The sequence below is a fragment of the Pseudomonas sp. KK18 genome, assembly GCF_037094675.1.
Classification (GTDB): domain Bacteria; phylum Pseudomonadota; class Gammaproteobacteria; order Pseudomonadales; family Pseudomonadaceae; genus Aquipseudomonas.
The window spans coordinates 2,775,649-2,799,012 of record NZ_CP146605.1; the positions used below are offsets into that span (position 1 = coordinate 2,775,649).

Sequence of the window (23,364 nt, forward strand, 5' to 3'; positions counted from 1 at the left end):
CCATAGTTTGGCATCAGCATCACGCGTCGTCGTAGCAGCTGTCGAGCCCCGGCGAGGCTGCGTTCGCGGTGTATCTGACACACCGCTACGCAGCCTCGTTTCACTCGACAGCTGCTACGGGAGCTGACGCTTTCAGGGCGTTTGATCATCCTACTCTCGTCCTCGCCATCCGAGGGCCGGGGCGATGTCCCGGGCGATGATTTCCAGGCGCTTGAGGATCTGCGCCTGGGTCGAGCTTTCGGCCTGGACCACGGCGATCACGTAGTCAGCATAGGGCAGCAGGGACGGGTCCTGTTGCAGGCTGGCGATCACTTCGTCGGGATGACCGTGGTGCACGTTCATCAGGCGCAGGTGCTCCTGCAGGTCCACGGCTTGATCAATCAGGCCTTCGCGTTGCAGGCGCGGGATGTGGCGCTCGATATCCACCGCCAGTTCCGCTTGGGCACTGGCGCGATCCGATGCCGGGAAAATTGCCCGCACCACGCCGATTCTCGGTGGGCGATCGGTGCGGGTCCAGGCATTCAAGTAGGCATCGGCCAGGGGTTTCTGCACCGTCAGCGGATCGTGGGTGGCGGTGCCCAGCAGCAAGCCGTTGCCCTGGCTGGCGGTGTATGCCGCGCCTTCGAGGCTGCCGTGGGAGTGCCACAAGCGGCTGCTCAAGCCGGTTGCTGGCGGTTGCAGGGTCAGCGCGCTGTGGGGCGTCAACGGCTCGCCGTCGAGTAACTGCTGGACCTGCTGCTGGTGTTCGCTGAAATCGACCTGGCGTTGCACGGCATCACGGCCAAACGCGCTGAAATTGTCGAGGTTGGCGCCGCCGCTGCCCAGGCCCAATTGCACCCGGCCGCCGCTGAGGGCATCGAGCACACTGGCGTCTTCCGCCAGGCGGATCGGGTCTTCGAAAGGCAGCACGATCACCCCGGTGCCCAGTTCGATATGCCGGGTTCGCTCGGCCACCGCCGCCAGCAATACCAGCGGCGACGGCAGCCGGCCAAAGCCGTTGCTCAGGTGGTGCTGGGCAATCCAGCCACCGTCGAAACCGAGGGCCTCGGCGACTTCGAATTGTTCGATCAGGTCGCGGTAGACCTGCTGTGGATCGTCGCCAAAGGCGTGGCTGAGAAAGCCCAGTTTGAAGCTCATGTCAGGGTTCCTTGGGGCAGTGTCGGTTGCCAGCCCAGGGCCGGGGCGATCTGTTCGCGGATGATTTCCAGGGCACGGATCGCCTCCCGCAGCGGGGTGCTGGCGGTCTGTACTTGCAGCACCAGGTGGTCGTTGGCCGTCAGTCTTGGCCCTTGCTGCAACTGCTCGATGATCTGCTCGACCGGGCCGTGCAGGATGCCGAGGCGCCTGAGGGTGGCGTCGAAATCATCATCCACCGGCGCCTTGTACACGCCGATGCTCTGTTGGCGTTGCACGTAGGCCTGGATATCGTTGCGCGTGGCGGCGTCCGGGTTCGGGATCAGCGCCTGTACCCGGGTGACACGGGGCGGGGTGCCGTTGTCACCGGTCCAGGCGTTGCGATAGCGCTTGACCAGTTCTACCCCGGCTTCGGGCGGCAGGTGCGGGTTGGGCGCCATGATCAGGCCGTGGCCGCGCTCGGCCACCCGTTCCACCCGTGAGGTGGCTTCCCAGATTCGCTGCCCAAGGCCGGCTGCCCGTGGCAACAGGCGCGAGCCGCTGTCGGTCAGGGGGGCGTTGCCCAGGGCATGGATCAACTGTTGCAGGTGCTGCTCATAATCGCGGTGGCGCGCCTCAGGCTCACGACCGAATGCGGTGAACGTGTCGGGATCAAAACCCGCACCCAGGCCCAGCTCCAGCCGGCCATTGCTCAACAGGTCCAGCACCGAGGCGTCTTCCGCCAGGCGCAGCGGCGCTTCCTGGGGCAACACGATAATCCCGGTGCCCAGGCTGATCCGCCGGGTGCGCTGGGCGATGGCGGCAAGCAATACCAGGGGCGAGGGCAGGCGGCCGTTTTCGCTGGCGAAGTGATGCTGCGCCACCCAGCCACTGTCAAAGCCCAGCTCTTCGGCGACCTTGAACAACTCCACGGTGTCGCGGTAGACCTTGGGCTCGAAGCCGGGGCTGTAGACCCGGCTGAGAAACCCCAGGGAAAAACGCGAACTCATGGCTGCACCTCGCGGGCCAGTTGTTTTTGCAGGGCGGGGCCGGCGTTGATCGACTCCGGCAGGCCGCTGAACGGGCTGATGGTCAAGTAACCCTTGTTGAGCCATACCGCCTCATCCTGCTTCTGCTGCTCGGCGGTGGCGGCGGGGCTGTACTGGAAGCCGATGCCGGGTTTGCCCGGCAGCTTGAATTGCTTGAGGTCGTCTGTGTACACCGCTTCAAAGCCCACGTAGCTGCCGATGCGGGTGAGTTTCACGCCCTTGATCCGTGGGTCTTTTGGCAGGTTGATATTCAGGCCCAGGCCCTTGGGCAAGAGCGCGCCGTCGGGCTGGCGATGCTGGTCCAGGGCATTGACCAGTTTCGCCACCAGTTGCGCCGCGCGTTGTGGGTCTGCCTCCTTCAAATCGGTGCTGACCGCCAGCGCCGGAATGCCCGCCTGCACCGCGACACTGGCGACGTTGAACGTGCCGGAAGCGCTGTTGATCGCCCCCAGGTTATTCCCGGGGTTGGGGCCGACGATCACCAGGTCGGGGTGGGGCATGACTTTTTTCAGGCCCATCAGCAAGGCCATCACCGGCGTGCCGCTGATTTCGATCTGCACGTCTTTGCCGGCGCATTCGGGGCTTTGGCACACGCCGTTTTCAGTGGTGCTGATGTAGTAACTGTCGGGGTAGGCCGGGTCGTCGTCATGGCCAACGGTGACTTCGCGACCAAAGAAAAACGCACCGCCCCGTGCGCTCTGGTCGGCCTGCGGTGCGGCAATCCGCACCGTATGCCCCTGGGCCTTGAGCTCGGTGTACAGGGCGCGAATATTGGGGTGCTGATAACCGTCGTCGTTGCTCAGCAAAATGTTCAGGGCAAAGGCTTTCGAGACGAACAGGCTGCCGACTGCCAGCATCCATGCGCTGCGCTTCATGGTGTGGCTCCCTGGGTAAAGCGATTGGCCGGGCGCGGCAGGCCGAGGTTTTCCCGCAGGGTGGTGCCTTCGTATTCGGTGCGGAACAGCCCGCGTTGCTGCAGCAGTGGAATCACCTGCTCGACGAACAGGTCGATGCCGCCTGGGAAGTACGGGAAGAACACATTAAACCCGTCACAGGCACGGGCTTCGAACCACTGCTCGAAGAAGTCGGCAATGTCTTCGGCGGTGCCGATTACCGGGTTGCCGGCGGTCAGGTGCAGGTACAGCTGGCGGATGCTCAGGTTCTGGCTGCGGGCCAGTTCCAGCAGTTTGTCGCGGCGGCTGCCGCGCTGGCCTACCGGGGTTTCCGGCAGCGGGCCGTCGAGGTCGTAGCCCGACAGGTCGATGTCATCGCCCAGGGTGTCGGCCAGGAAACGCAGGCCCAGCACCGGGTCCACCAGGGCCTGGAATTCTTCGAACAGCGCCTGGGCCTGTTCGCGGGTTTCGCCGATAAACGGGGTGACACCGGGCAGGATCTTGATGTGGTCGGGGTCACGGCCAAAGGCGGCGGCGCGTTGCTTGATGTCTTGATAGAAAGCCTGGGCGCCGGCCAGGTCATGGCTGACCGCAAAAATCAGCTCGGCAACGCGGGCGGCGAGGGCCTTGCCGGGTTCCGACGCACCGGCCTGCACCAGCACTGGATGGCCCTGTGGAGGGCGGGCGACGTTGAGTGGGCCACGTACGGAAAAATGTTCGCCGCGATGATTCAGGGTGTGCAGTTTGGCCGGGTCGAAATACTCCCCGCTGGCCTTGTTGCGGGTGAAGGCGTCGTCGTCCCAGCTGTCCCACAAGCCCTTGACCACGTCGTGGAATTCTTCGGCGCGCTGGTAGCGGTCGCCATGGTCGATATGGGTTTCACGGCCGAAGTTCCAGGCCTCATCCGAGACCACCGAGGTCACCAGGTTCCAGGCGGCGCGCCCCTTGGACAGGTGATCGAGGGAGGCGAACTTGCGGGCGATATGGTACGGCTCGTTGTAGCTGGTGGTGGCGGTGGCGATCAGGCCGATGTTGCTGGTGACGGCTGCCAAAGCGGCCATCAGGGTCAAGGGTTCGAAGTGTTCGGCGCGGGCAGTGCGGCTGAGGGCGTCATGATGATGGCCCCACAGGGCGACCACGTCGGCGACGAACAAGGCGTCGAATTTGCCGCGCTCGGCGGTTTGCGCGATGTGTTTGAAGTGCTCGAAATCCAGGCTGGCATCCGCCTGGGCCAGGGGATGGCGCCAGGCTGATACATGGTGGCCGCTGTTGGCCAGGAAGGCCCCCAGCTTGAGTTGATCGGTACGTCGGGTCATGGACAGGCTCCCGCAAAAGGTCAGGCGCAGGGCCGGCGAACCGGCCCCGCGGGCTGGGTCAGAAGGCGTACGTCACGCCGGTGTACCAATAGCCACCGGTGGTGCCGTAAGGCGAAAAGGTACCGTACGGGAAGCCGCCGGAACTGCTTACCAGGTCGGTGCGTTTCGGGTACTTGTTGAACAGGTTGTTGGCCCCCGCATTCAGGGTCACGGCCTTGGTCAGGTGGTAGTCGATGTTCAGGTCGGTGATCCAGGTCGGCGCGAAGTTGCGGTCGTAGATCTCGGCGGTGCCGTACTCGGTGTAGGAGCCGTAGCGGGTCAGGTTGAGGCTGGTTTCAACCTTGTCGTAGGTCCAGGTGGTGCCCAGCAGCAGCTTGGATTGCGGCAAGCCGTACTTGAGGTTGCCCTGGCGCTGGCGGTCATAGCCACCGTCCGGGCCGAGGGCCTGGGCGGCCACGGTCGAGGCGTGGATCGAGTCGATCTGGGTGGTGTTCCAGTTGAAGCCGGCGCTGTATTTCAGGCTGCCATAGGCACCGATGTCCTGGCGGTAGTCGCCCACCAGGTCGACGCCGCGGGTGGTGGTGTCGAGGGCGTTGGTGAAGTAGGTCACCGCCTGATTCGGGTTGAGCCCGGCGGCGGCGAGGATCGCGCTGATTTGCGGCGTGCCGCCCAGGTAACCGGTCTGGGCGATGCGGTCCTTGATCACGATCTGGTAGGCATCCAGGGTGATGTTGGTGTTGTCAGTGGGTTGCAGGGTCAGCCCGATGCTGTAGTTGGTCGACTTTTCAGGCTTGAGAGTGGTCGCGCCCAGGGCCTTGGCCACATCGGAGTTCACCGCCACGTTGCGGTAGTCGAACAGTTGCCCGTTGACGCTGGTTTGCGAGGTGGAGCTGTAGATCTGCTGGGCCAGGGACGGTGCGCGGAACCCGGTGCTGACGGTGCCGCGCAAGGCCAGGATCGGGGTCAGCTGGTAGCGGGTGGAGAACTTGCCGTTGGTGGTGGTGCCCGAGCCGTCGTTGTAGTGCTCGTAGCGCCCGGCCAGGTCCACGTGCCATTTGTCGGTGAGGTCCTGGCCGATCTCGCCGTAGCCCGCGAGGCTGATGCGGCTTTTTTCGGCGGCGTCGGCCGGGGTGGTACCGGCACCGGAAATGGTCCCGGGTGGAATGATCGCGCCGTTGGCACCGGTGTCGAACGGCCCGCTGGCGTAGGAGGCGAGGTCACCCTTGCCGATCTTGTAGTCTTCGTAGCGCTGTTCCAGGCCCCAGGAAATCTGCGTCGGCTTGTACAGGCCGAGGTCGAAGGCGCGGGTCAGGTCGAGGTTGTTGGTCCACTGGCTGAAGGTTTTTACGCCGGTGTCGACCGAGGTCGGTGAGTTCGGGCCGTAGCTCAGGTTGTAGGTGTCGGTGAGGGTGGCCCGGGCATGGTCCTGGCCGTAGGTGCTCGACAGGTCATAGTCCCAGCCGGCGGCCTGGCCCTTGCCGCCAAACGCCACCTGGAAGTCGTCTTCGATGAAGCGCAGGTTGTCTTCGATACCTTCCGGGTACGGGGTCTGGATGCCGTTGAACGACGGCGGCTGGTGGAATGCCAGGGGCTTTTCCGAGTTGCGGTGGGTGTAGGTCGAGAACGAGTACAGGGTCAGCGCGTCGGCGACCGGCAGCTCGGCGTTGTAGCCGAGGCTGAAGTTCTTCGCCTCGGGCAAGCCGGTGCCGTAGTAGGTGTGGCGTTGGCTGGTGTTGCCGGCACTGTCGGTGTACGGCGCCGCATCGGAACGGTCCGAGACGTCCTGTTTCTTCACGTCCAGGGCGAGGTTGATGAAACCGTCGTTGGGCAGGGACAGGCCGACATTGCCGGTTTGACGCACGGTTTCGCCGTCGCCGTTTTCATAGTTCTGGCCGTAGGTGGTGGACAAGCTGCCGCCGTGGTCGGTTTGCTTGAGCACGATGTTGATCACGCCGCCGATGGCGTCCGACCCGTATTGCGCCGAGGCGCCGTCACGCAGGACTTCGATGTGATCCACCAGGGCGGTGGGGATCATGTCCAGGTCCACCGGTTGCGAGCCGGAGTTGAGGGAGGTGGCGTTGTTCAGCAGCGCGCTGTTGTGGCGGCGCTTGCCGTTGACCAGCACCAGCACCTGGTCGCCGTTCAAGCCGCGCAGGCTGATGGGGCGCACGATCGAGGTCGAACCGAAGCCCGACGAGGCCGGCTGGTTGAGGGACGGCAGCACCTTGCTCAAGGCACGGGTCAGGTCGCCCTGGCCGGTGGCGAGCAACTGCTTGGAAGAAATCACGTCCACCGGCGCCGGGCTGTCGGCCAGGGTGCGGGCCTGGCCACGGTTGCCGATGACCACGACGGTGTCCAGGGGGTTATCGCTGGCCGGGGCGTCGGCGGCGAGGGTCAGGCTGCTGTAGCTGACGGCCTCGCACACGGCGAGGAACAACAGGGTATGGGCGAAAGCCTTGCCGGGTTGGCGGCGGCCTGCGGCGCGTGATGGATTCATGATGTGCAACACTCCAGTGTGGTTAGGCAACGGGCCTTGTTCGAGGACGGCTTGTTAAGTTCAAGCTCTGGTGGAGGCAGGAGAGCAAAGGCTGTGCCATCGCTGAAAAGTCTTGGATAACAAGGAGTTGTTGGAGGGTTTGCGGGGCGGGTGGTGTTTTTCTAACAGGCGGGAGGGCAGGGTGTTGGTTTTTGTGCAGGGGATTTTTTCGCGAAGCTGCTAGCGTACGCTGGGCCGGGGGAGCGCCTCCTTGGCACACCCCTTGCTCTCCCCCCGCCATACCTAAACCCAAGGAAGCTTTTCTGTATGCCTAGACCTGGCCCGCGCAACGCCCTCACTGATATTCCCGGCCTGGAGGTTGGCCACGCCACAGACCTGTACGCCGACACCGGCGTCACGGTGATCCGCCCGGATGGTTTCTGGACTGCCAGTATCGACATTCGCGGTGGAGGCCCAGGTGGTCGCGAAACCGCGGCGCTAGAGCCGGAGAACATGGTGGGCCAGCTGCACGCGCTGGTGTTTGCCGGTGGCTCGGTGTTTGGCCTGGCGGCGGCGGATGCGGTGGCGGCGAAGTTGTCCCAGGACCAGGTGGGGTTGCATTTGAAGCCGGGTGCGCCGGCGATTCCTATCGTGCCGGCGGCGGTGTTGCATGATTTGGCGAATGGCGGGGACAAGGATTGGGGCCTGGAGCCACCTTACCGGCGGCTGGGGTTTGAGGCGCTGGCCAATGCCGGTCCGGAGTTTGAGCTGGGCTCTGTCGGGGCCGGGCGTGGGGCCATGGCCGGGGTGCTGAAAGGCGGGCTGGGGACGGCGTCCCTGGATTTGGGCGATGGGTTGGTGGTTGCCGCGTTGGTGGTGGCTAACCCGATTGGTTCGGTCTACATGCCGGATGGCGAGACGTTCTGGGCGTGGCCCTGGGAGGTGGCGGGGGAGTTTGGCGGGGCGCGGCCGGTGACGGAGATGGATTGCAGTGATCCGATGCCGGAGTTGTCGCGGCTGGATTCCATGGGGCGTCTGCAAGCGGGGGCCAATACCACGCTGGTGGTGGTGGCGAGTACGGCGCGGTTGACGGTGGCGGAGTGCAAGCGGGTGGCGATCATGGCGCAGGACGGGATTGCCCGGGCGGTGCGGCCGGCGCATTTGCCGTTTGATGGGGATACGGTTTTTGCGTTGGCTTCGGGGGCGGTGGAGGTGGCGGATGGGCCTCGGCGGCAGGTGGAGATTGGGCGGATTGGGTCGGCGGCGGCTGATTGTGTGGCTCGGTCGATTGCTCGGGGGGTGTTTGCTGCGCGGGGTTAGGGTGGGGTGTATATCCGTTACTCCGCGGGCCGCCGCGACGGGCCATCCATGGCCCGGCGCGGCTAAACCGGCGTCCTGCCGGTTTACCCGCTGCGCAATACCTGCGTTCGGCCTCGGGCTTATTGGGGCAGTCAGAGCAAGATCAAAAGCAAGAGCACAGCGGCCTCCCGGCCGGCTTGAGTGTTAAAAGCAAAGAACAGAGCGAAAGCAGAGCTGCTTTTCTGTGGGAGCGGGCTTGCTCGCGAAAAACCTGAGAGCGCCGCGTTCATCCAGAATGCCCGCGTCATCGTTAACGACCTTCGCGAGCAAGCCCGCTCCCACATTTGGACCGTGCCCGCTTTAGCTTTTGATTTACAACACTCAAGCCGGCCGGGAGGCCGCTGTGCTGTTGATCTGCTTTTGATCTTGATCTTAGGCGCCCCGTTAAACCACGCTGGCCGAAGCGAGGTGCCGAGTGGTGGGGCAAAAGCGGAACCAATACAAGCCATCACCTAAATAACGGATATCCCCCCAATCCGCGCCCGCGCCCGCAGCGCCTCCCCAGGCAACCCCAAAGCCTCATACACCACCACCAAAGCTCGATTCGTCGGCACATCCAGCCCGTCATACCGCCGGCGCAATTCCAGCGTCTGCTGCGCCCCAAGCCAATCCCCAACCCGCAACCGTGCGTCCAGCTCCACCTGCGCAAACAAATCCCGCTGCGCATGACTCCCGCCAATCTCATTCAGCCGCGGCAACGCTATCCCCAGCTGTTCCAACGCCCGCCGGGCATCCCCCCGGGCATGCGCCAACAACCCCTCAGCCAACGGCAACGTCACTTCCCGCCAAACCGGCCGCGCTTCCACACTGTGCCTGCGCAAAGCCGCCAACAACTGATCCGCCTCAGGCTTGCCCGCCCGGGCCAACCCATACAAATACTGCACACTCAAAAATGGCTGTACCGCATCCCCAACCCGACGCTGCAGGTAGGGCGCCAACGCCTGCCACCGCTCACCCACATCAATCCCGGCCAGCTCCAGCCGCGCCAGCAATGACACCGCGCCCACCTGATCCTGGGAGTACTCCGGCAAGATCCCCCACACATGCCGGTCATAAATCTCCAGCACCCGCTGATCCTCCCCGCGCCCCAGATAAAACAACGCGAGATGCCACCAGTTATGGGTGTACATGAACGAGTTAAGCCCGTCCCAGTGCTGCTTCACGCCCTCCAGAAACCCGATGCCTTCCTCGATACGCCCCTGGGTCAGCATCACATGGGCCACTGCGTGATGGGCCCATGGCTCGGACGCCTGCAACCGCAACGCCTCAAGCGCACTGGCCTCGGCTTCCTCCAGCAAATGACACTGCTCATACGCAAACGCCAGTAGCCCATGACTGTGGGCGATATCCGGCGCGCCGGCGGTGGCTTTCAAACCGATCCGCAGCAGCGCCGGCCAGTTGCCCCGGTTGAATTCCAGGTACTGGTTGAGCTTGGCCGCAAGCAGGTCCCGCGGATAAAGATCCAGCAGATGCTCGCTGAGGCGCAGCACTTCATCCAGCTCGTCGTTGATCCAGGCTTGCAGCACTTGCAGATACACGAGCGCCCGTGGATGCCGGGAATTCACCGCCGCCGCCCGCTGACGGTACTTCTCGGCCAGCACAGGGCCCTCGGGCGACTCGATAAACATCAGCAGCAGGCCGGCAAATCCGTTGGCCAATGCTGAGTCGGGGTCGGCATCGGCGACCGCGAGGATGCCCTCGGCACGGGGCTGATAGCCGAGAAAACCGCCGACGAAATCATCCAGGCCCTGACGGGTGGCGGGGTTGAGGGTGTCGATGGGGTTGCCCAGGTAATCCAGTGACATGCGCTTCAAACTCATGGGTTCAGATAGCGGTTAGACGGGCAAACCTTGTGCCAGTGATGGGTCCCTCAAACTTCAAACCTTACCGTAGCAGCTGCCGAGCCTTGGCGAGGCTGCGTTGGCGGCATACCTGACACACCGCAGACGCAGCCTCGCCAAGGCTCGGCAGCTGCTACGCACAACCATTCCTCAAGAGGGCGGGCTGTTGCTTTTTCCACACTCGTCCCGGCCACTGTGGTTTTTTCATCACTGCCAAGGCCTGTGATGCCCGCAAACGCGGCCCGTCGCCCCATGGCACAGCCCTTGCTAAATCCCTGACAAAACCTTAGTCAAGGAGTCTCCATGCGCCCTTTATCTTTTCGCCGTGTCCTTTCATACCTGGGACTTGGCGCCGTGCTGCTGGCCGGCACCGCTCAGGCGCAACCCCATGACGGCGGGGTGCTGAACCTGGTGGCCCAACCCGAACCGCCGTCGCTGATGCACGGCGTGGTCAGCCACGTGTCCACCCAGTACGTCAGCGGCAAGATCCTCCAGGGCCTGCTGACCTTCGACACCGACCTGAAACCCAAACCGGTATTGGCCAAGGCCTGGACCGTTTCTCCCGATGGCCTGACCTACACCTTCGATTTGCAGGACAACGTGCGCTGGCATGATGGCCACGCGTTCACCGCCGATGACGTGGTGTTCAGCTTCCAGACCTTCTACCCCGAAGTGGACAAGCGCCTGGGCGGGGTCTTCACCGAGTACGTCGACAGCATCACCGCCAAGGACCCGCTGCAGGTGGTGTTCCAGCTCAAGAAACCCTTCGCGCCGTTGCTCTCGGCCCTGGGCAGCGGGCTGCGGCCTGTGGTGCCCAAGCACCTCTACGAGAACACTGACTTTCGCAACAACCCCTATAACCTCAAGCCTGTCGGCACCGGCCCGTTTGTGTTTGTGGAGTGGAAACGCGGCGCCTATATCAAGCTGGCAAAGAACCCCGACTACTGGAAAAAGGGCCTGCCACACCTGGATGCGATCATCTTCCACGTGATCCCGGACGGCTCGTCCCGCGCTGCGGCGTTCGAGCGCAACGACGTGCAGGTGCTGCGCAGCGGTGATGCCGACTATTCCGACCTCAAGCGCCTGACCGCCTTGCCGGACGTGCAGTCGTCGGAAAAAGGCTGGGAGCTGTATTCCGGCCTGGCCTTCCTGCAGATCAATACGCGCAAGCCGCCGCTGAACAACCCCAAGGTGCGCCAGGCGATCCTGTATGCGCTGAACCGCCAGTTCATCGTCGACAACATCTTCTTCGGTTCGGGCAAAGTTGCCCCCGGCCAGTTCGTGTCCACCTCGCCGTACCACGACCCGCAATTGCCGCAGTACACCTATGACGTGAAAAAAGCCAAGGCGCTGATTGCCGAGTCCGGCGTGGACGTGGGCGCCGTGCGGATTCGCCTGCTCAACGGCGAGAAGGGCGGTGCCTGGGAGCGCCTGGCCGAATACACCAAGCAAGCCCTGCAGCCGCTGGGCTTCAAGGTACAAGTGGTGACGTCCGACGCCGCCACCTGGTTCCAGCGCGTCAGCGACTGGGACTTCGACCTGACCTACAACTTCATCTTCCAGATCGGCGACCCGTACCTGACCAACGCCTACCTGTACCGCTCCGACTACATCCTCAAGACTTCGCCATTTGCCAACGTCAGCGGCTACAACAGCCCCGAGGCCGATGCCCTGTGGACCCAGGTCGCCAACACCCCGGAAGGCCCGGAACGCACCAGGCTCTATAGCCAGTTGGAAAACGTGCTGAACACCGACCTGCCGATCGCGCCGATCTTCGAAATGCGCTACCCGACACTGTTCCACAAAGAGGTGAAGAACCTGCTGCAAACCGCCACCAGCCTTAACGAAGACTACGAAAGCGTCTACCTCGACGCGCCTGCACCATGAACGGGTTGCTGTATTTCAGCGGTCGCCTGCTCAAGGCACTGTTAATGATTGTGGCGGTGCTGGTGCTGGGCTTTTTACTGATCCGCCTGGCGCCGGGTGACCCGGCGCTGCTGTTGGCCGGCGAGGCGGGGGGGGACGATGTGCAGTTCATCGAACACCTGCGCCAGACCATGGGCCTGGACAAGCCGTTGCTCACGCAGTTGCTGATCTACCTGGGCAATATCGCCCATCTGGACCTGGGTTATTCCTACCGCAACCAGACCTCGGTGTGGTCGCTGATTGCCGAGCGCTTGCCGGCAACACTGGCCCTGATGGGCTCGGCATTTTTGCTCTCGTCGGTGCTTGGCGTCACCCTGGGGACGTTGGCCGCCCGGGCCCGACAGAAGCGTCACTGGCTGGATGGCGTGATCTCCCACGGCGCATTGCTGCTGTATGCGATGCCGCCATTCTGGCTGGCAATGCTGCTGATCCTGTTGTTCTCCGTCAGCCTCGATTGGTTGCCGGCGTTTGGCATGGAAACGGTGGCACAGGACTTTTCCCTGCTCGACCGGCTCAAGCACCTGCTGCTGCCGTGCGTGTCGTTGAGCGTGCTGTTCCTCGCCTTGTATATCCACCTGACCCGCGCCGCCGTGCTCGACGCCCTTGGCCAGGAATACGTGCGCACCGCCCACGCCAAGGGCCTGCACCCGCGGCGGATTTTGTACGTGCATGTGTTGCGCAATGCGCTGTTGCCGGTGGTGACCTTTGCCGGTTTGCAACTGGGCCAGTTGGCCAGCGGCGCGTTGCTGGTGGAGGTGGTGTATTCCTGGCCGGGGATTGGTCGCTTGATGTACGACTCGCTGGCCCAGCGTGACTACGGCGTGTTGATGGGCGGTTTCCTGGTGATCTCGATTCTGGTGGTGGGCTTTAACGTGTTGACCGATGTGATCTGTCGTTTTCTCGACCCGCGTATCGGTGCAGGAGTGCAAGGCTGATGCTGGTTTTCCGACGTTTTGTGCGCCAGCCTGCGGCGTTGATCGGTGCGCTGTTTTTGCTGCTGCTGACGCTGTTGGCGATCGCCGCCCCCTGGCTGACCAGCAGCTCGCCATGGGAGATGAACAGCCCGCCGATGCTCGCGCCATTCCACGACCCGGCCCATTGGCTGGGCAGTGACCTGCTCGGTCGCGACCTCGCCAGTGGCCTGCTGTACGGCGCGCGGGTGTCCCTGGCCGTGGGGGCGCTGGCCAGCCTGGCGACCCTGGTGGTGGGCCTGCTGGTCGGCGCGGTCGCCGGCTATTTCGGTGGCTGGCTCGATGGTGTGCTGATGCGCATTGCCGAGTTCTTCCAGATCATTCCGCAACTGGTACTGGCGGTGATCCTGGTGGCGATCCTTGAGCCGTCCCTGTTCTCCATCGTGCTGGCCATCGCACTCGTAGCGTGGCCGGCGGTGGCGCGGTTGGTGCGCAGTGAGTTCCTGACCCTGCGCCAGCGCGAATTCGTGCAGGCCGCGCGGGTGCTGGGGCAGTCGCCGCTGGGGATCATCGCCCAGCAGATCCTGCCCAACGCCCTGGCGCCGCTGCTGGTGACCATGACCTTTGTCATGGCCACGGCGATCCTCACCGAAGCGGCCCTGGCGTTTCTCGGCTTGAGCGACCCGGAAGCCATGAGCTGGGGCTACATGATCAATGCCTCCCGTGGCTTGCTGCGGGACGCCTGGTGGATGAGCTTTCTGCCGGGGTTGGCGATTGTGCTGTGCGTGCTGGCGGTCAATCGAGTCGGCGAAGGTTTGCGTGTGGCCTTTGAGCCCGGGAGGTCGCTATGACGTTGTTGAGTGTTGAACATTTGCGTATCGCCTTGCCGGCCGGTGCGGATCGCAGCCATGCGCTGTATGACCTGTCGCTGCAACTGAGCAGTGGCGAATGCTTGTGTGTGGTGGGTGAATCCGGTTCCGGCAAGTCAATGCTGGCCAAGGCTTTGCTGCGCCAGTTGCCGGCCCCGCTGAAGGTGGAAAGCGGGCGCCTGGTGTTTCGCGACGAAGACCTGGCCGACCGCAGCGAAGAGGCCATGCGCCAACTGCGCGGGCGGGATATCAGCATGGTATTCCAGGAGCCCATGAGCGCCCTCAACCCACTGATGCGGGTGGGCCAACAGATCGATGAAACCCTGCGCGCCCATGGCGTGGCGGCGGCACGGGTGCGGCGTCAGCGGGTGGTGAATTTGCTCGGTTATGTCGGCTTGCCCGACCCTGAGCGCTTGCGACTGGCGTATCCGTTTGAACTGTCTGGCGGGCAGCGTCAGCGGGTGGTGATCGCCATGGCCCTGGCGTTTGATCCGGCGCTGTTGATTGCCGATGAGCCGACCTCGGCGCTGGACGTGACCACCCAGGCGCAGATTCTCGACCTGCTGCGCAAGATCCAGCAGGACAAGGGCATGGCACTGTTGTTTATCACCCACGACTTTGCCGTGGTCGAGGCGATTGCCGACCGGGTGCTGGTGCTTGAGAAGGGCCGGGTGGTGGAGCAGGGCACGGCCCCGGCGGTGTTGCGTGTGCCCCGGGAAGATTACACCCGGCAGTTGTTGGCGGCGGTGTCGGCGCAACCGCTGGTGCCACGTACGCAGGTGGCTGGCCCTGTGGTGCTGAAGGCCGAAGCGCTGGGCAAGGTGTTCTGCAGCCGCAGCGGTTGGTGGGGGCGGCGTACGACTCAGGCGTTGGATGCGGTTCAGCTGCAGTTGCGTGAAGGCGAGACGTTGGGGATTGTGGGGGAGTCGGGGTCGGGCAAGTCGACCCTGGGTCGGTGCCTGGTGCGTTTGCTGCGTGCTGACAGCGGGCGGATCGAGTGGTTGGGGCGGGAGGTCGCGGGGTTGTCTGAAGGGCGGCTGCGAGCGTTGCGCAGTGATGTGCAGATGATTTTCCAGGATCCGTTTGCGTCGCTCAATCCGCGGCAGACGGTGGGGCAGATTGTTATGACTGGGCCTTTGGTGCAGGGGGTTTCCAAGGCGGATGCCGAGCGGCGGGCCCGTGAGTTGCTGGGGTTGGTGGGGTTGCCGGCAGCGGCGTTTGAGCGGTTTCCTCATGAGTTTTCCGGGGGGCAGCGGCAGCGCATAGGGATCGCCCGGGCGTTGGCGGTGGAGCCTAAGGTGTTGATCGCTGATGAGTGTGTGTCGGCGCTTGATGCGCTGATCCAGGTGCAGATTCTGGAGTTGCTGGAGTCGCTGCAGCGGCGGTTCAGGTTGAGCATTGTGTTTATTACTCATGACTTGCGGGTGGCTGCGCGGTTGTGCGACCGGATTGCGGTGATGCGTAAGGGGAGGGTGGTGGAGCAGGGGGAGACGGCGGCGCTGTTTGCTGATGCGCGGCATCCGTATACGCGGGAGTTGTTGATGGCTGAGGCCATCTGACTTGGGTTGTTGGGGTTGGGGGCATATCCGTTATTCAGGTAACGGCCACCTATGGTTTCGCTCTTACAGCGAGTCACATTGCAAAAGCGGCAAAGGCGACCTGAGTGTTAGAGCAAAAGCAGAGCCGCTTTATGTGGGAGCGGGCTTGCTCGCGAAGAACCTGAGAGCGCCGCGTTGAATCAGGATGTTCGCGTTATCGTTAACGACCTTCGCGAGCAAGCCCGCTCCCACATTTGGATCGTGTCCGCCTTTGATTTTGCTGTTGCTTCACCACACTCAACCCTTTCACTTATTGAGAAACCTCCATGCCGACCTCTTTCACCGAACTGCCAGTGATCCAGGGCCAACCACTGGAAATCCGCCCCAACCGTCACCTGAGCATCACCCATCACGCGGGCACCACCCAACCCGACACGGTAGTGTTCTTCTGCCACGGCGCCGGCGGCAACAAGGACCAGTGGCGCCACCAATGGCAATCCCTGAAAACCCAAGGCTACAGTCTGGTCGCCTGGGACCTGCTCGGCCACGGCGCCAGCGCAAAACCCCGCAACCCCGAGGCTTACGCCTGGCCCGAACTGGTCGCCGATTACCTGGAAATCCTCAGGCGCTACGGCGGCTCCCGCAACCTCATCGTCGCCCACTCCTTCGGCACTGGCCTGACCCTGAGCGCCTTGCTGGCCAAACCCGCGATCCCCATCGAAGCCGTATTGCTGCTGGGCACCCGACTGCACAGCATCAGCCGGAGCGGCGGCCTGATGCGTCTACCCGCATGGCTCCTGGAATGTCTGCGCCCACTGCTGGCCAAAGGTTTCCGCCAGGCGGCATGGAACGCCAAGGCCGACCCCGCACTGGTCGCCTACGAAGAAAAACTCACCGAGCGCAACCCGCTGTACATGTTCAAGGCCCTGATGAAAAACGTCCAATGGCCAGACGCCAATGCACTGCTCACCCTGACCCTGCCTGTGAGTGTGCTGGCCGGCGACACCGACGGCCTGACCCCGGCCAGCGGCGGCGAAGCACTCGCCCGGCATTTGCCCAATGCCGAGTATCAGTTGTTGCCCGAATGCGGCCACCAACTCATGCTGGAAAAACCCGATGAGGTATTGGCCGCATTTCAGCGCCTGCTGTCAGCTCAGCGGGACGGCAGTTTCCAGCGCTCACGGTAGAGGTCGTACTGCGCGGCGGGCAGTTGCACCAGCAGCGGGTTTTCTCGCGGGTCCAGCCAGGCAAACAACGCCTGGATATTCACCGGGTCCATCGCCGTGCAGCCCAATGTTCCCGAACTGACGCTGCGCCAGATATGCAGGAAAATACACGAGCCGCCGTTGGCCAAAGCCGGTGTGTTGTGCTCGACAAAAATCCCCTGGCGGTACAGCTGGTCCTTGCGCAGCATCCGCTCGGAACTGGTCCAGTCCTTGTTCACCGCCGAGCTGTCCACCAGGGTGTTGTAATGGCTGGACTGGCTGTCATCCACGCATTCGCGGGTGGCGGTACTGGCCGCGTAAGGCAAGCGGGTGTCAGCGGTGGGAGCGTAGCCGAAGGCACCGCCGAGTTTGAAGATGCCGGCCGGGGCCTTGCCATCGCCTTCATGCTTGAGGGGCTGCTGGTCGGGGGTGGGTGTCGTAAGGCCGGTGCCCCACGCCATGCCGTTTTTACCGACCACGATGGCAAAGGGTTCGCCGACTTTCTGAAAGCCTTGCCCGTGCCGCTCATAGCGTTGTGCGGTGCCCTGGAGGGCGTTCCAGCCCGGGGTGGTGACCACGATCAGTTGCCGGCTGGTCTCGGGGATTTGCGCGAGTGCCACGTTTGAAAGCAGCGTCAGCAGCGCCGCGCAGGTTTTGATGAGCGTGTTCAACGGCGTTCAGTCCTTGAAAAGAGGGAAACCTCAAACGCTAGTTTTTGCCCCGGGCTTTATCAAGCTGAAGCTGTGTTGTGATGTTACCGCAGCGGTTCGATAGGGAAGTCCATCGGCTCGGCCCGCACCGGATTGCGGCTGTAGGTGAAGTGCCACCATTCGCCGGCATAACCGGTAAAGCCTTCCTTGGCCATCGCAGCGCTCAACCGTTGGCGGTTCTGGCGTGCCGCCTGGCTGATGTGGGGGCTGTTGGCGTGGGCCATTTCGTCGAAGCAATCAAAACCGGTGCCCATGTCCAGGCCGCCATCGGGCAAGCGTCGACCGTAACCGGCGGCGCAATCCACCGCCGCGGTGTCGGCGCTCCAGGCCTGGGCTGGCCGCGCATCGGGACCGGTCAGGGTCACGTCCACTGCCGCGCCCCGGGAGTGGTTGGAAACCTTGGCCACGTAGCCCAGGCGCCAGAAATCCTGCTTGTTCACCCGGGGGTAGAACTCGGCCTTGGCCGGATCCCCCGGCAGGCTGGCGAAGCGGCCCATGTTCGCCACGGCACGGCTGGGACGATAGCAGTCGAAGACCTTCAAGCCGTAACCCTGCCTGGCCAACTCGGCCTGGACCCGTACCAGTGCCTTTGCCGCGTCGGCAGACAGCACGCATTCGGCTGCGTTGTAGCCGTCCAGCGGCGCTCCGGTGAAGTTGTGGGGGCTGGCGTAGCGAATGTCCTGGGCGATGCTCGGGTCGAGGCTGCGCAGGTAAACCATGTTGGCCGGCATCGGCGTGTCTGCCGCTACCGGCGTGGCGAGCACGATCAGGCTCAGGGCGGCAAGGGAAAGGGAAGAGTAGGGCATGGCGGGCCGGGCTCGGACGGTGGCTTAAGCGCGCCACACTAGCAATGCCCGCCCCATGCCGCCAGTGCTACGGCGCGGCGTTGGGCACAAATGCCACGCTGCCACCGTCACGCTTGTGGAACAACCGTTCACCATTGTCCGGCTGGGTAGTGATGACCTGATGATCGTTGCCCAGGTAGGCCAGCGGCGTCGGGTCATCCTTGGTGGACTGCGCGACAATAATTGTGCGCTTGGGATCAAAGGTGCGGCCGCTGGTTTTTTCCAGCCAGCCCATGAACGCCGCACTGTCGCCCTGGCGCGGGAAGTCCTGGGTTTCGGCAACGTAGTAGAACGGCGTCCCGTGATTTTGCAGGTACATCGGTACCTTGTTGTCGACTTCCACCATCACCATCTGCCACTCGTTCCATGGCGCGCTTTTCACTGCTTGCGCTTGAACGTCCTCGGCGAAACGGGTCACGCCGCCATTGCCATTGGTCCACGGATACACCACCCCGAGTACCAACAGCATCACCCCCGCAGCGATGCCGAACCCACGGTACCAACCCCGGCCGACCGTGCCTTTGCGGGCGATACGCTCACTGACCCACCACGCCGCCAGCAACTGCGCGAACGGCACCAGCGGCAGCACGTAGTAACTGCGCCGGCTGCCACTGGCGGTGAAGAACACAAACAGCAGGCCCAGCCCCCACACCAGCCAGCGGGTGTTGGGCGGGGTGTCGCGCCAATGCCGCACGGCGAGCCACAGGCCCAGCACCCAGCACGGCGCCCAGGGCAAGGTGTAGGCCGGCAGGTAGATCAGGTAGGTGTAGATCGGCCCCATATGGTCGAACGGGTCGAAGAAGCGCACCACGTTTTCCCGGAACACCAGTTCCAGGCCGCTTTCACCGTAGGTCGGTGCGCCGTAGAGGTGGGACAGCACAAACGGAATCGCATAGAACGCCCCGGCAATGATCACGGCCAGCACCAGCCGCAGGTTGAGGTGGCGTTTGTAGCGCTGTTCGCTGAGCAAGTGCGGCAACAGCACCAGGCCCGGCAGTACAAAGCCGATCAAACCCTTGAACAGTGATGTCGCCGCCAGTAACAGGAAGAACACCGTGTAGCGCCCCAGCCGCGTATCGTCCGGCCCGCGCCAATACCACCAGACGGCGGCGAGCACGCCGCATACGGTCAGCACGTCCGCCGTGGCCACCCGGGCCCAGAAGAGGAAGTAGAAGGTGGTCGCGAGCATCCAGCCGGCAATCAGGCCGGTGCCTTTGCGGAACAGTTGCTCGCCGATCAGGTACACCAGCCAGATGCTCAGCCACGCCGAGATCACCGATGACAAGCGCAACGACCACGGCCCCAGGCCGCCCATCAGGTTGGCAAACCCGGTGATCAGCCAATACGACGGCAAGGGTTTGTCGTAGTACGGGGTGCCCTTGAGGTACGGGTCGAAGTAGTCGCCGCTTTGCAGCATCTGCAGGGTGATGTTCGCCCAGCGGGTTTCCGGGCCCCACAGGTCGCGGGCGCCCAGGCCCAGCAGCAGGATCAGGGCCGACACGCCCAGGAGCAGCAGCAGGGCGCCGCGTTCGGTTTTCCAGAAGTTCATGGAGCGGTTCCGATGTGGGATGAGTGTTGAATGGGGTCACCCCACATTAGGGCGCCTGTGTTACGGCAATTGCGGGTAGATGATGATCTCCAGGTCACCCTTGTAATAACGCTTGCCCCCCAACGGCAGCTGGCCGGCTTCGCGCATTTCGCTGGTGCTCCTGACCCGCATCAGCACGCCCACCGGGCCTTGCTGGCGCGCCTGCTTGAGCCAGGCCTGAACGCTGTCGAGCTCCACCTTGCGGTGCATCGAGTCGGCGTATTGCAGGCCGTAGCGCAGTTCGCCTTCAGTGTTGTAAAGCGTCACTTCCGGCCGGCGCAGGCGCCATGCCAGGGCCGACGCCGATTCCAGTTCGTTGCTCAGCAGCGCTTGGGTCTGTTGGAGCTCGTCCAGGTGCTGGAGCACGAACTGGTCAGGCATCTGGTTATCTTCGACCACCGCCGGCATGCCGGCGGGCAACAGCGCCACCAGCAGGCCAATGCCCAAGGCCGGCATCGCCCACAGCGCCAGCGGGCGGGAGGCTTGCAGCAAGTTGGCGAGCATCCAGCCCATCAGCACGATGAACGTCAGGGACAGGTTGAACATCTCGCTGTGGCTATTGCCGTACAACGGCCGGTCGATTTGCAGGTAGATCAGCGTCACCATCGCGGCGAGGCCGATGCCCAAGTTGAGCAGGCCATTGACGCGCAGCGTGCGGGTGCGAGCGTTGGCCAGCAGGTCGATCAACGCATGGCCCATCAGCAGCGCCAGCGGCAGCAGGCACGGCATGATGTAGGTCGGCAACTTGCCGTTGCTCAGGCTGAAAAAGCCCAGGGGCATCAGCAACCACAGCGCCAGGAAGACGATGGCCGGTTGGCGCTTTTCCTTCCAAGCCTTGCACAGTGTCGCCGGCAGCAGCGCCGCCCATGGCAGGCACGACACCACCATCAGCGGCAGGTAGAACCACCAGGGACGTGCATGCTGGGCATTGTCGGAGGCGAACCGGCGGATGTGCTCATGCCAGAAGAAGAAACGCCAGTAGTCCGGTTCCTGCAGGTGGATCGTCAGCGCCCAGGGCAGGCACACCACGGCCGCCACCAGAATCGCCAGCGGCCCGTAGCGCAGCAGTTCCCCCAGGCGACGTTGCCAGAGCATGTAAGGCAGGGCGATCAGCACCGGCAGCAACCACGCCAGGAAACCCTTGGTCATGAAACCCATGCCGCAGGCCACACCCAACAACGTCCAGCTGGCGAGGCGGGCACGGGGGGTGGAGCTGTCGAGGGCAAACCACAGCGCCGCCAGGCTCAGGTTGACCCAAAAGGTGAATTGCGGATCCAGGTTGGAATAACCGGCTTGCCCGGCCACCAGGCCGAAACTCATGTAGAGCAGCGCGCAGGCGAAGCTCTTGCGCGGGTCGTTCCACAGCCGGCGGGCGATCAGGTAGGCGAGCACGACGCTCAGGCCGGTGGTCAGGGCGGAAGCGATGCGCACGCCGAACAGGTTTTCACCGAACAACGCCTGGCCCAGTGCAATGAGCCAGTAGCCGGCTGCGGGTTTTTCGAAATAGCGCACGCCCATGAAGTGCGGTGCCACCCAGTTGCCGCTCATGAGCATTTCCTGGCTGATCTGGGCGTAGCGGGTTTCGTCAGGAATCCATAGGCCATGCAGGCCCAGTGGCAGTAGATAGAACATCACGAATGCCAGTAGTAATACGGGCAATGGTTTAAGGCGGGTCATGGCTATTGCACTCTCAAGCGGTATTGACGGTGAATCAGCGCGAGCGCTGGATCAGCCATGCGCGAGGGGTGGAAGGTGGTCGTGGTCGGGTAGAAATGCGGCACAGAACGTTATTCCTTAAACAGTCTGTTAGTGGGGGGGCGAAACTGAATATCCCTGTGCCCCAGTCAAGCTCGTTAAACGTGTGGCGTCCAATAAGTCATCGAAGGTCATCGTCATGTTGTTAACTTGTGAAAAGTTAGTGAGCTAATAAATTTTTGACAAAAATTCAATTAAAACCATAGACGATGCCACGGTCTGGCTGTCTTTTTGCTGAACGAACTTGAATGATTAAATGTTAAGAAGTGTTCTAAAGTTGTTTAAGCACGGCGGCCCAGTCCTTACTGTTCAAAATACCCAGCGCCTTGAACTTGCCATCGGGCAGCAGCTTTACAAACAATGCACTGCCGTATTCAGCATGGGCAGCGTGTGAGTAGCCCAATGCCTCCTCGAAGTCGCTGATGCAGGCGCTGTGGGTGACCACCAGCAGGTTGCGGTCCGCGTGTTTATGCGGGCGCAGTTCCTCGCCGATGGCAGGGCCGCAGATGGCCAGGGGGCCGGGTGACAGTTCGGCCTTGCCGAACATGAAAAGCGAGGTCTGCGCGGTACGGGTGGTGGGGCTGCTCAGTACGTCGGTGTTTTCCATGCCCAGGGTCTGGAAGGCCTTGCCCACGGCACTGGCAGACAACGAGCCGAGCGTGGTCAGGCCGTCTGACGGGCCCAGGCAAGGGTTGTTGGAGCGGTCACAGCGTTCCTCATGGCGGACCAGCACCACCAGGTCTCCGTTACGCCAGGCTTCCAGGGTTCCGGAGGTGAGCAGGCGGTGGCCCACGCCCAGGTCCAGCGGCGATCTTGGCCACCAGATGAACGCCGTTACTGCCAGGCTGATCATCATGATACCTGCCACGCCAAGCCACAGTTTGTTCAGCTGTTTTACAAATGCCCAGCGCGAGCGAGACTTGCTCAGGGTCAGGTCAACCACACTATTCACCATTGGTAACTTCCAGGCGTTAATCCGGTAACTGGCAGCGGCAAGTTAGGCAGGCGCCAAGTGAGTAGCGCTGATGCAGGAATATGCAAAAGCGTGTCACAGGGGCGCTGTCTTTTTGCTGAACATACCGATATAAAAAATTGTTCACTTGCACTAACGGGCGTTTGAAATAACCAGCCTGTTATCTGCCCATGGACGGCAATTTAAAGTGCAGCAGGTGGCAGCCGGGTGAAATCGATGTGAAAAATTTGCAGGGGGTCATGGGGCGCTCCTTTTGCCCATGGTTGTGACATAAAAATGTGACAACCGTTATTCTCGGCCTCAGTCCAGAGGCAGGTGGGGAATGGTGATGCTGCAGGTACAAGGGGTGTTTAAAAGCTATGGCACGCCGCAGGGGCCACTGGCCGTGCTGGCGGGTGTCGACCTTTACCTGGGAGAGCGTAGCAGTCTTGCGCTGATGGGCGAGTCCGGGAGTGGAAAAAGTACCTTGCTCCACCTGGTGGCCGGGCTCGACCAGGTCGACCGTGGCCGCATCCAGGTCGGCGATCAGCACCTGGACCAGATGAGCGAAGCGCAGTTGGCCCACTGGCGGCGCACCGAGATCGGCCTGGTGTTCCAGCAGTTCAACCTGATCGGCAGCCTGCGGGTCGAAGACAACCTGGCCTTCCAGGCGCGCCTGGCCGGGCGCCTCGATCCGGCGTGGCAAGGGCAGCTTGTGGAGCGACTCGGCCTGGGTGACTTGCTCAGGCGTTACCCCGAACAACTGTCCGGCGGCCAGCAGCAACGGGTAGCGGTAGGACGAGCCCTGGCGTCGCGCCCCGGCTTGCTGCTGGCGGACGAACCCACCGGTAACCTCGACGAAGGCACCAGTGACGAAGTGCTGCAACTGCTGCTGGACCTGCTGCGGGACAGCCCGACCAGTTTGCTGATGGTCACCCACAGCCCGCGCATCGCGGCGCGCCTTGACCAGCAGGTGGTGTTGCATCGCGGCCAGGTACTCGCTGCGGACGCCCGCTGA

At 63.1% G+C, this 23,364-nt stretch carries 18 protein-coding genes; 7 read left to right on the forward strand and 11 right to left on the reverse strand.

From position 1 onward, the window contains the following. Nucleotides 1-150: 150 nt before the first annotated feature. Genes V6607_RS12680 through V6607_RS12700 form a run of 5 tightly spaced genes read right to left on the reverse strand, consistent with a single transcriptional unit; the run spans nt 151 to nt 6,868 of the window. Nucleotides 151-1,137 carry an LLM class flavin-dependent oxidoreductase gene (locus tag V6607_RS12680; protein WP_134326216.1) on the reverse strand — a complete coding sequence of 329 codons (987 nt, stop codon included), beginning with the start codon at nt 1,135-1,137 and terminating at the stop codon, nt 151-153. Continuing rightward, nucleotides 1,134-2,123 carry an LLM class flavin-dependent oxidoreductase gene (locus V6607_RS12685; protein ID WP_134326217.1) on the reverse strand — a complete coding sequence of 330 codons (990 nt, stop codon included), beginning with the start codon at nt 2,121-2,123 and terminating at the stop codon, nt 1,134-1,136. The genes V6607_RS12680 and V6607_RS12685 overlap by 4 nt, the downstream gene beginning before the upstream one ends. Next, a complete protein-coding gene (locus V6607_RS12690) occupies nt 2,120-3,037 on the reverse strand; it encodes a 5'/3'-nucleotidase SurE (protein ID WP_003218619.1) in 918 nt (305 codons plus the stop codon). Before V6607_RS12690 ends, V6607_RS12685 begins: the two co-directional genes overlap by 4 nt. Next, nucleotides 3,034-4,371, reverse strand: a complete 1,338-nt coding sequence (locus tag V6607_RS12695) for an LLM class flavin-dependent oxidoreductase (protein ID WP_134326218.1) — start codon at nt 4,369-4,371, stop codon at nt 3,034-3,036. The genes V6607_RS12690 and V6607_RS12695 overlap by 4 nt, the downstream gene beginning before the upstream one ends. Nucleotides 4,372-4,429: 58 nt before the next feature. Then, nucleotides 4,430-6,868 carry a TonB-dependent receptor gene (locus tag V6607_RS12700; RefSeq protein ID WP_134326219.1) on the reverse strand — a complete coding sequence of 813 codons (2,439 nt, stop codon included), beginning with the start codon at nt 6,866-6,868 and terminating at the stop codon, nt 4,430-4,432. Nucleotides 6,869-7,174: 306 nt separating this feature from the next. On the opposite strand from V6607_RS12700, the gene V6607_RS12705 reads away from it, so the two are divergent. Further along, nucleotides 7,175-8,167, forward strand: a complete 993-nt coding sequence (locus V6607_RS12705; protein ID WP_003218615.1) for a P1 family peptidase — start codon at nt 7,175-7,177, stop codon at nt 8,165-8,167. 491 nt (nt 8,168-8,658) lie between these two features. Here V6607_RS12705 and V6607_RS12710 read toward each other — a convergent pair whose 3' ends face one another. Then, nucleotides 8,659-10,011, reverse strand: coding sequence for a tetratricopeptide repeat protein (locus V6607_RS12710; RefSeq protein ID WP_134326220.1), 1,353 nt, complete (start codon nt 10,009-10,011; stop codon nt 8,659-8,661). A gap of 339 nt (nt 10,012-10,350) precedes the next feature. Here V6607_RS12710 and V6607_RS12715 point away from each other — a divergent pair, with 339 nt between their 5' ends. The 5 genes from V6607_RS12715 to V6607_RS12735 all read left to right on the forward strand — a co-directional run bounded on the left by V6607_RS12715 (nt 10,351) and on the right by V6607_RS12735 (nt 16,478). After that, nucleotides 10,351-11,934, forward strand: a complete 1,584-nt coding sequence (locus V6607_RS12715; RefSeq protein WP_102368663.1) for an ABC transporter substrate-binding protein — start codon at nt 10,351-10,353, stop codon at nt 11,932-11,934. After that, entirely contained in the window at nt 11,931-12,908 is a 978-nt protein-coding gene (locus tag V6607_RS12720) for an ABC transporter permease (RefSeq protein WP_134326221.1), read from the forward strand. The genes V6607_RS12715 and V6607_RS12720 overlap by 4 nt, the downstream gene beginning before the upstream one ends. After that, nucleotides 12,908-13,735 carry an ABC transporter permease gene (locus tag V6607_RS12725; protein WP_134326222.1) on the forward strand — a complete coding sequence of 276 codons (828 nt, stop codon included), beginning with the start codon at nt 12,908-12,910 and terminating at the stop codon, nt 13,733-13,735. The genes V6607_RS12720 and V6607_RS12725 overlap by 1 nt, the downstream gene beginning before the upstream one ends. After that, nucleotides 13,732-15,312 carry an ABC transporter ATP-binding protein gene (locus V6607_RS12730; RefSeq protein ID WP_134326223.1) on the forward strand — a complete coding sequence of 527 codons (1,581 nt, stop codon included), beginning with the start codon at nt 13,732-13,734 and terminating at the stop codon, nt 15,310-15,312. Before V6607_RS12725 ends, V6607_RS12730 begins: the two co-directional genes overlap by 4 nt. Before the next feature lie 305 nt (nt 15,313-15,617). After that, the gene (locus tag V6607_RS12735; protein WP_102606247.1) at nt 15,618-16,478 is read left to right on the forward strand and encodes an alpha/beta hydrolase; all 861 of its coding nucleotides are present in this window, start codon (nt 15,618-15,620) and stop codon (nt 16,476-16,478) included. Here V6607_RS12735 and V6607_RS12740 read toward each other — a convergent pair. The 5 genes from V6607_RS12740 to V6607_RS12760 form a co-directional block, all read right to left on the reverse strand. Then, nucleotides 16,445-17,167, reverse strand: a complete 723-nt coding sequence (locus tag V6607_RS12740; RefSeq protein ID WP_003210282.1) for a hypothetical protein — start codon at nt 17,165-17,167, stop codon at nt 16,445-16,447. The genes V6607_RS12735 and V6607_RS12740 overlap by 34 nt on opposite strands. A gap of 83 nt (nt 17,168-17,250) precedes the next feature. Further along, nucleotides 17,251-17,937 carry a M15 family metallopeptidase gene (locus V6607_RS12745; RefSeq protein WP_102606251.1) on the reverse strand — a complete coding sequence of 229 codons (687 nt, stop codon included), beginning with the start codon at nt 17,935-17,937 and terminating at the stop codon, nt 17,251-17,253. 142 nt (nt 17,938-18,079) lie between these two features. After that, complete coding sequence (locus V6607_RS12750; RefSeq protein WP_102606246.1) at nt 18,080-19,600, reverse strand: glycosyltransferase family 39 protein; 1,521 nt, start codon at nt 19,598-19,600, stop codon at nt 18,080-18,082. 60 nt (nt 19,601-19,660) lie between these two features. Continuing rightward, nucleotides 19,661-21,316 (reverse strand): lipid IV(A) 4-amino-4-deoxy-L-arabinosyltransferase, encoded by a 1,656-nt coding sequence (gene arnT, locus V6607_RS12755; protein WP_134326224.1) that lies wholly within the window; start codon nt 21,314-21,316, stop codon nt 19,661-19,663. A gap of 349 nt (nt 21,317-21,665) precedes the next feature. Then, nucleotides 21,666-22,349, reverse strand: a complete 684-nt coding sequence (locus tag V6607_RS12760; RefSeq protein ID WP_102606244.1) for a histidine phosphatase family protein — start codon at nt 22,347-22,349, stop codon at nt 21,666-21,668. A gap of 346 nt (nt 22,350-22,695) precedes the next feature. Here V6607_RS12760 and V6607_RS12765 point away from each other — a divergent pair, with 346 nt between their 5' ends. Beyond that, nucleotides 22,696-23,364, forward strand: coding sequence for an ABC transporter ATP-binding protein (locus V6607_RS12765; protein WP_102606250.1), 669 nt, complete (start codon nt 22,696-22,698; stop codon nt 23,362-23,364).

Coding starts and splice junctions, on each gene's coding strand:
- V6607_RS12685 (WP_134326217.1), bottom strand. CDS start 2,123: ATGAGTTCGCGTTTTTCCCTGGGGTTTCTCAGCCGGGTCTACAGCCCC.
- V6607_RS12760 (WP_102606244.1), bottom strand. CDS start 22,349: ATGGTGAATAGTGTGGTTGACCTGACCCTGAGCAAGTCTCGCTCGCGC.
- V6607_RS12715 (WP_102368663.1), top strand. CDS start 10,351: ATGCGCCCTTTATCTTTTCGCCGTGTCCTTTCATACCTGGGACTTGGC.
- V6607_RS12690 (WP_003218619.1), bottom strand. CDS start 3,037: ATGAAGCGCAGCGCATGGATGCTGGCAGTCGGCAGCCTGTTCGTCTCG.
- V6607_RS12720 (WP_134326221.1), top strand. CDS start 11,931: ATGAACGGGTTGCTGTATTTCAGCGGTCGCCTGCTCAAGGCACTGTTA.
- V6607_RS12680 (WP_134326216.1), bottom strand. CDS start 1,137: ATGAGCTTCAAACTGGGCTTTCTCAGCCACGCCTTTGGCGACGATCCA.
- V6607_RS12705 (WP_003218615.1), top strand. CDS start 7,175: ATGCCTAGACCTGGCCCGCGCAACGCCCTCACTGATATTCCCGGCCTG.
- V6607_RS12765 (WP_102606250.1), top strand. CDS start 22,696: ATGCTGCAGGTACAAGGGGTGTTTAAAAGCTATGGCACGCCGCAGGGG.
- arnT (WP_134326224.1), bottom strand. CDS start 21,316: ATGACCCGCCTTAAACCATTGCCCGTATTACTACTGGCATTCGTGATG.
- V6607_RS12730 (WP_134326223.1), top strand. CDS start 13,732: ATGACGTTGTTGAGTGTTGAACATTTGCGTATCGCCTTGCCGGCCGGT.
- V6607_RS12725 (WP_134326222.1), top strand. CDS start 12,908: ATGCTGGTTTTCCGACGTTTTGTGCGCCAGCCTGCGGCGTTGATCGGT.
- V6607_RS12700 (WP_134326219.1), bottom strand. CDS start 6,868: ATGAATCCATCACGCGCCGCAGGCCGCCGCCAACCCGGCAAGGCTTTC.
- V6607_RS12695 (WP_134326218.1), bottom strand. CDS start 4,371: ATGACCCGACGTACCGATCAACTCAAGCTGGGGGCCTTCCTGGCCAAC.
- V6607_RS12745 (WP_102606251.1), bottom strand. CDS start 17,937: ATGCCGGCCAACATGGTTTACCTGCGCAGCCTCGACCCGAGCATCGCC.
- V6607_RS12735 (WP_102606247.1), top strand. CDS start 15,618: ATGCCGACCTCTTTCACCGAACTGCCAGTGATCCAGGGCCAACCACTG.
- V6607_RS12710 (WP_134326220.1), bottom strand. CDS start 10,011: ATGTCACTGGATTACCTGGGCAACCCCATCGACACCCTCAACCCCGCC.
- V6607_RS12750 (WP_102606246.1), bottom strand. CDS start 19,600: ATGAACTTCTGGAAAACCGAACGCGGCGCCCTGCTGCTGCTCCTGGGC.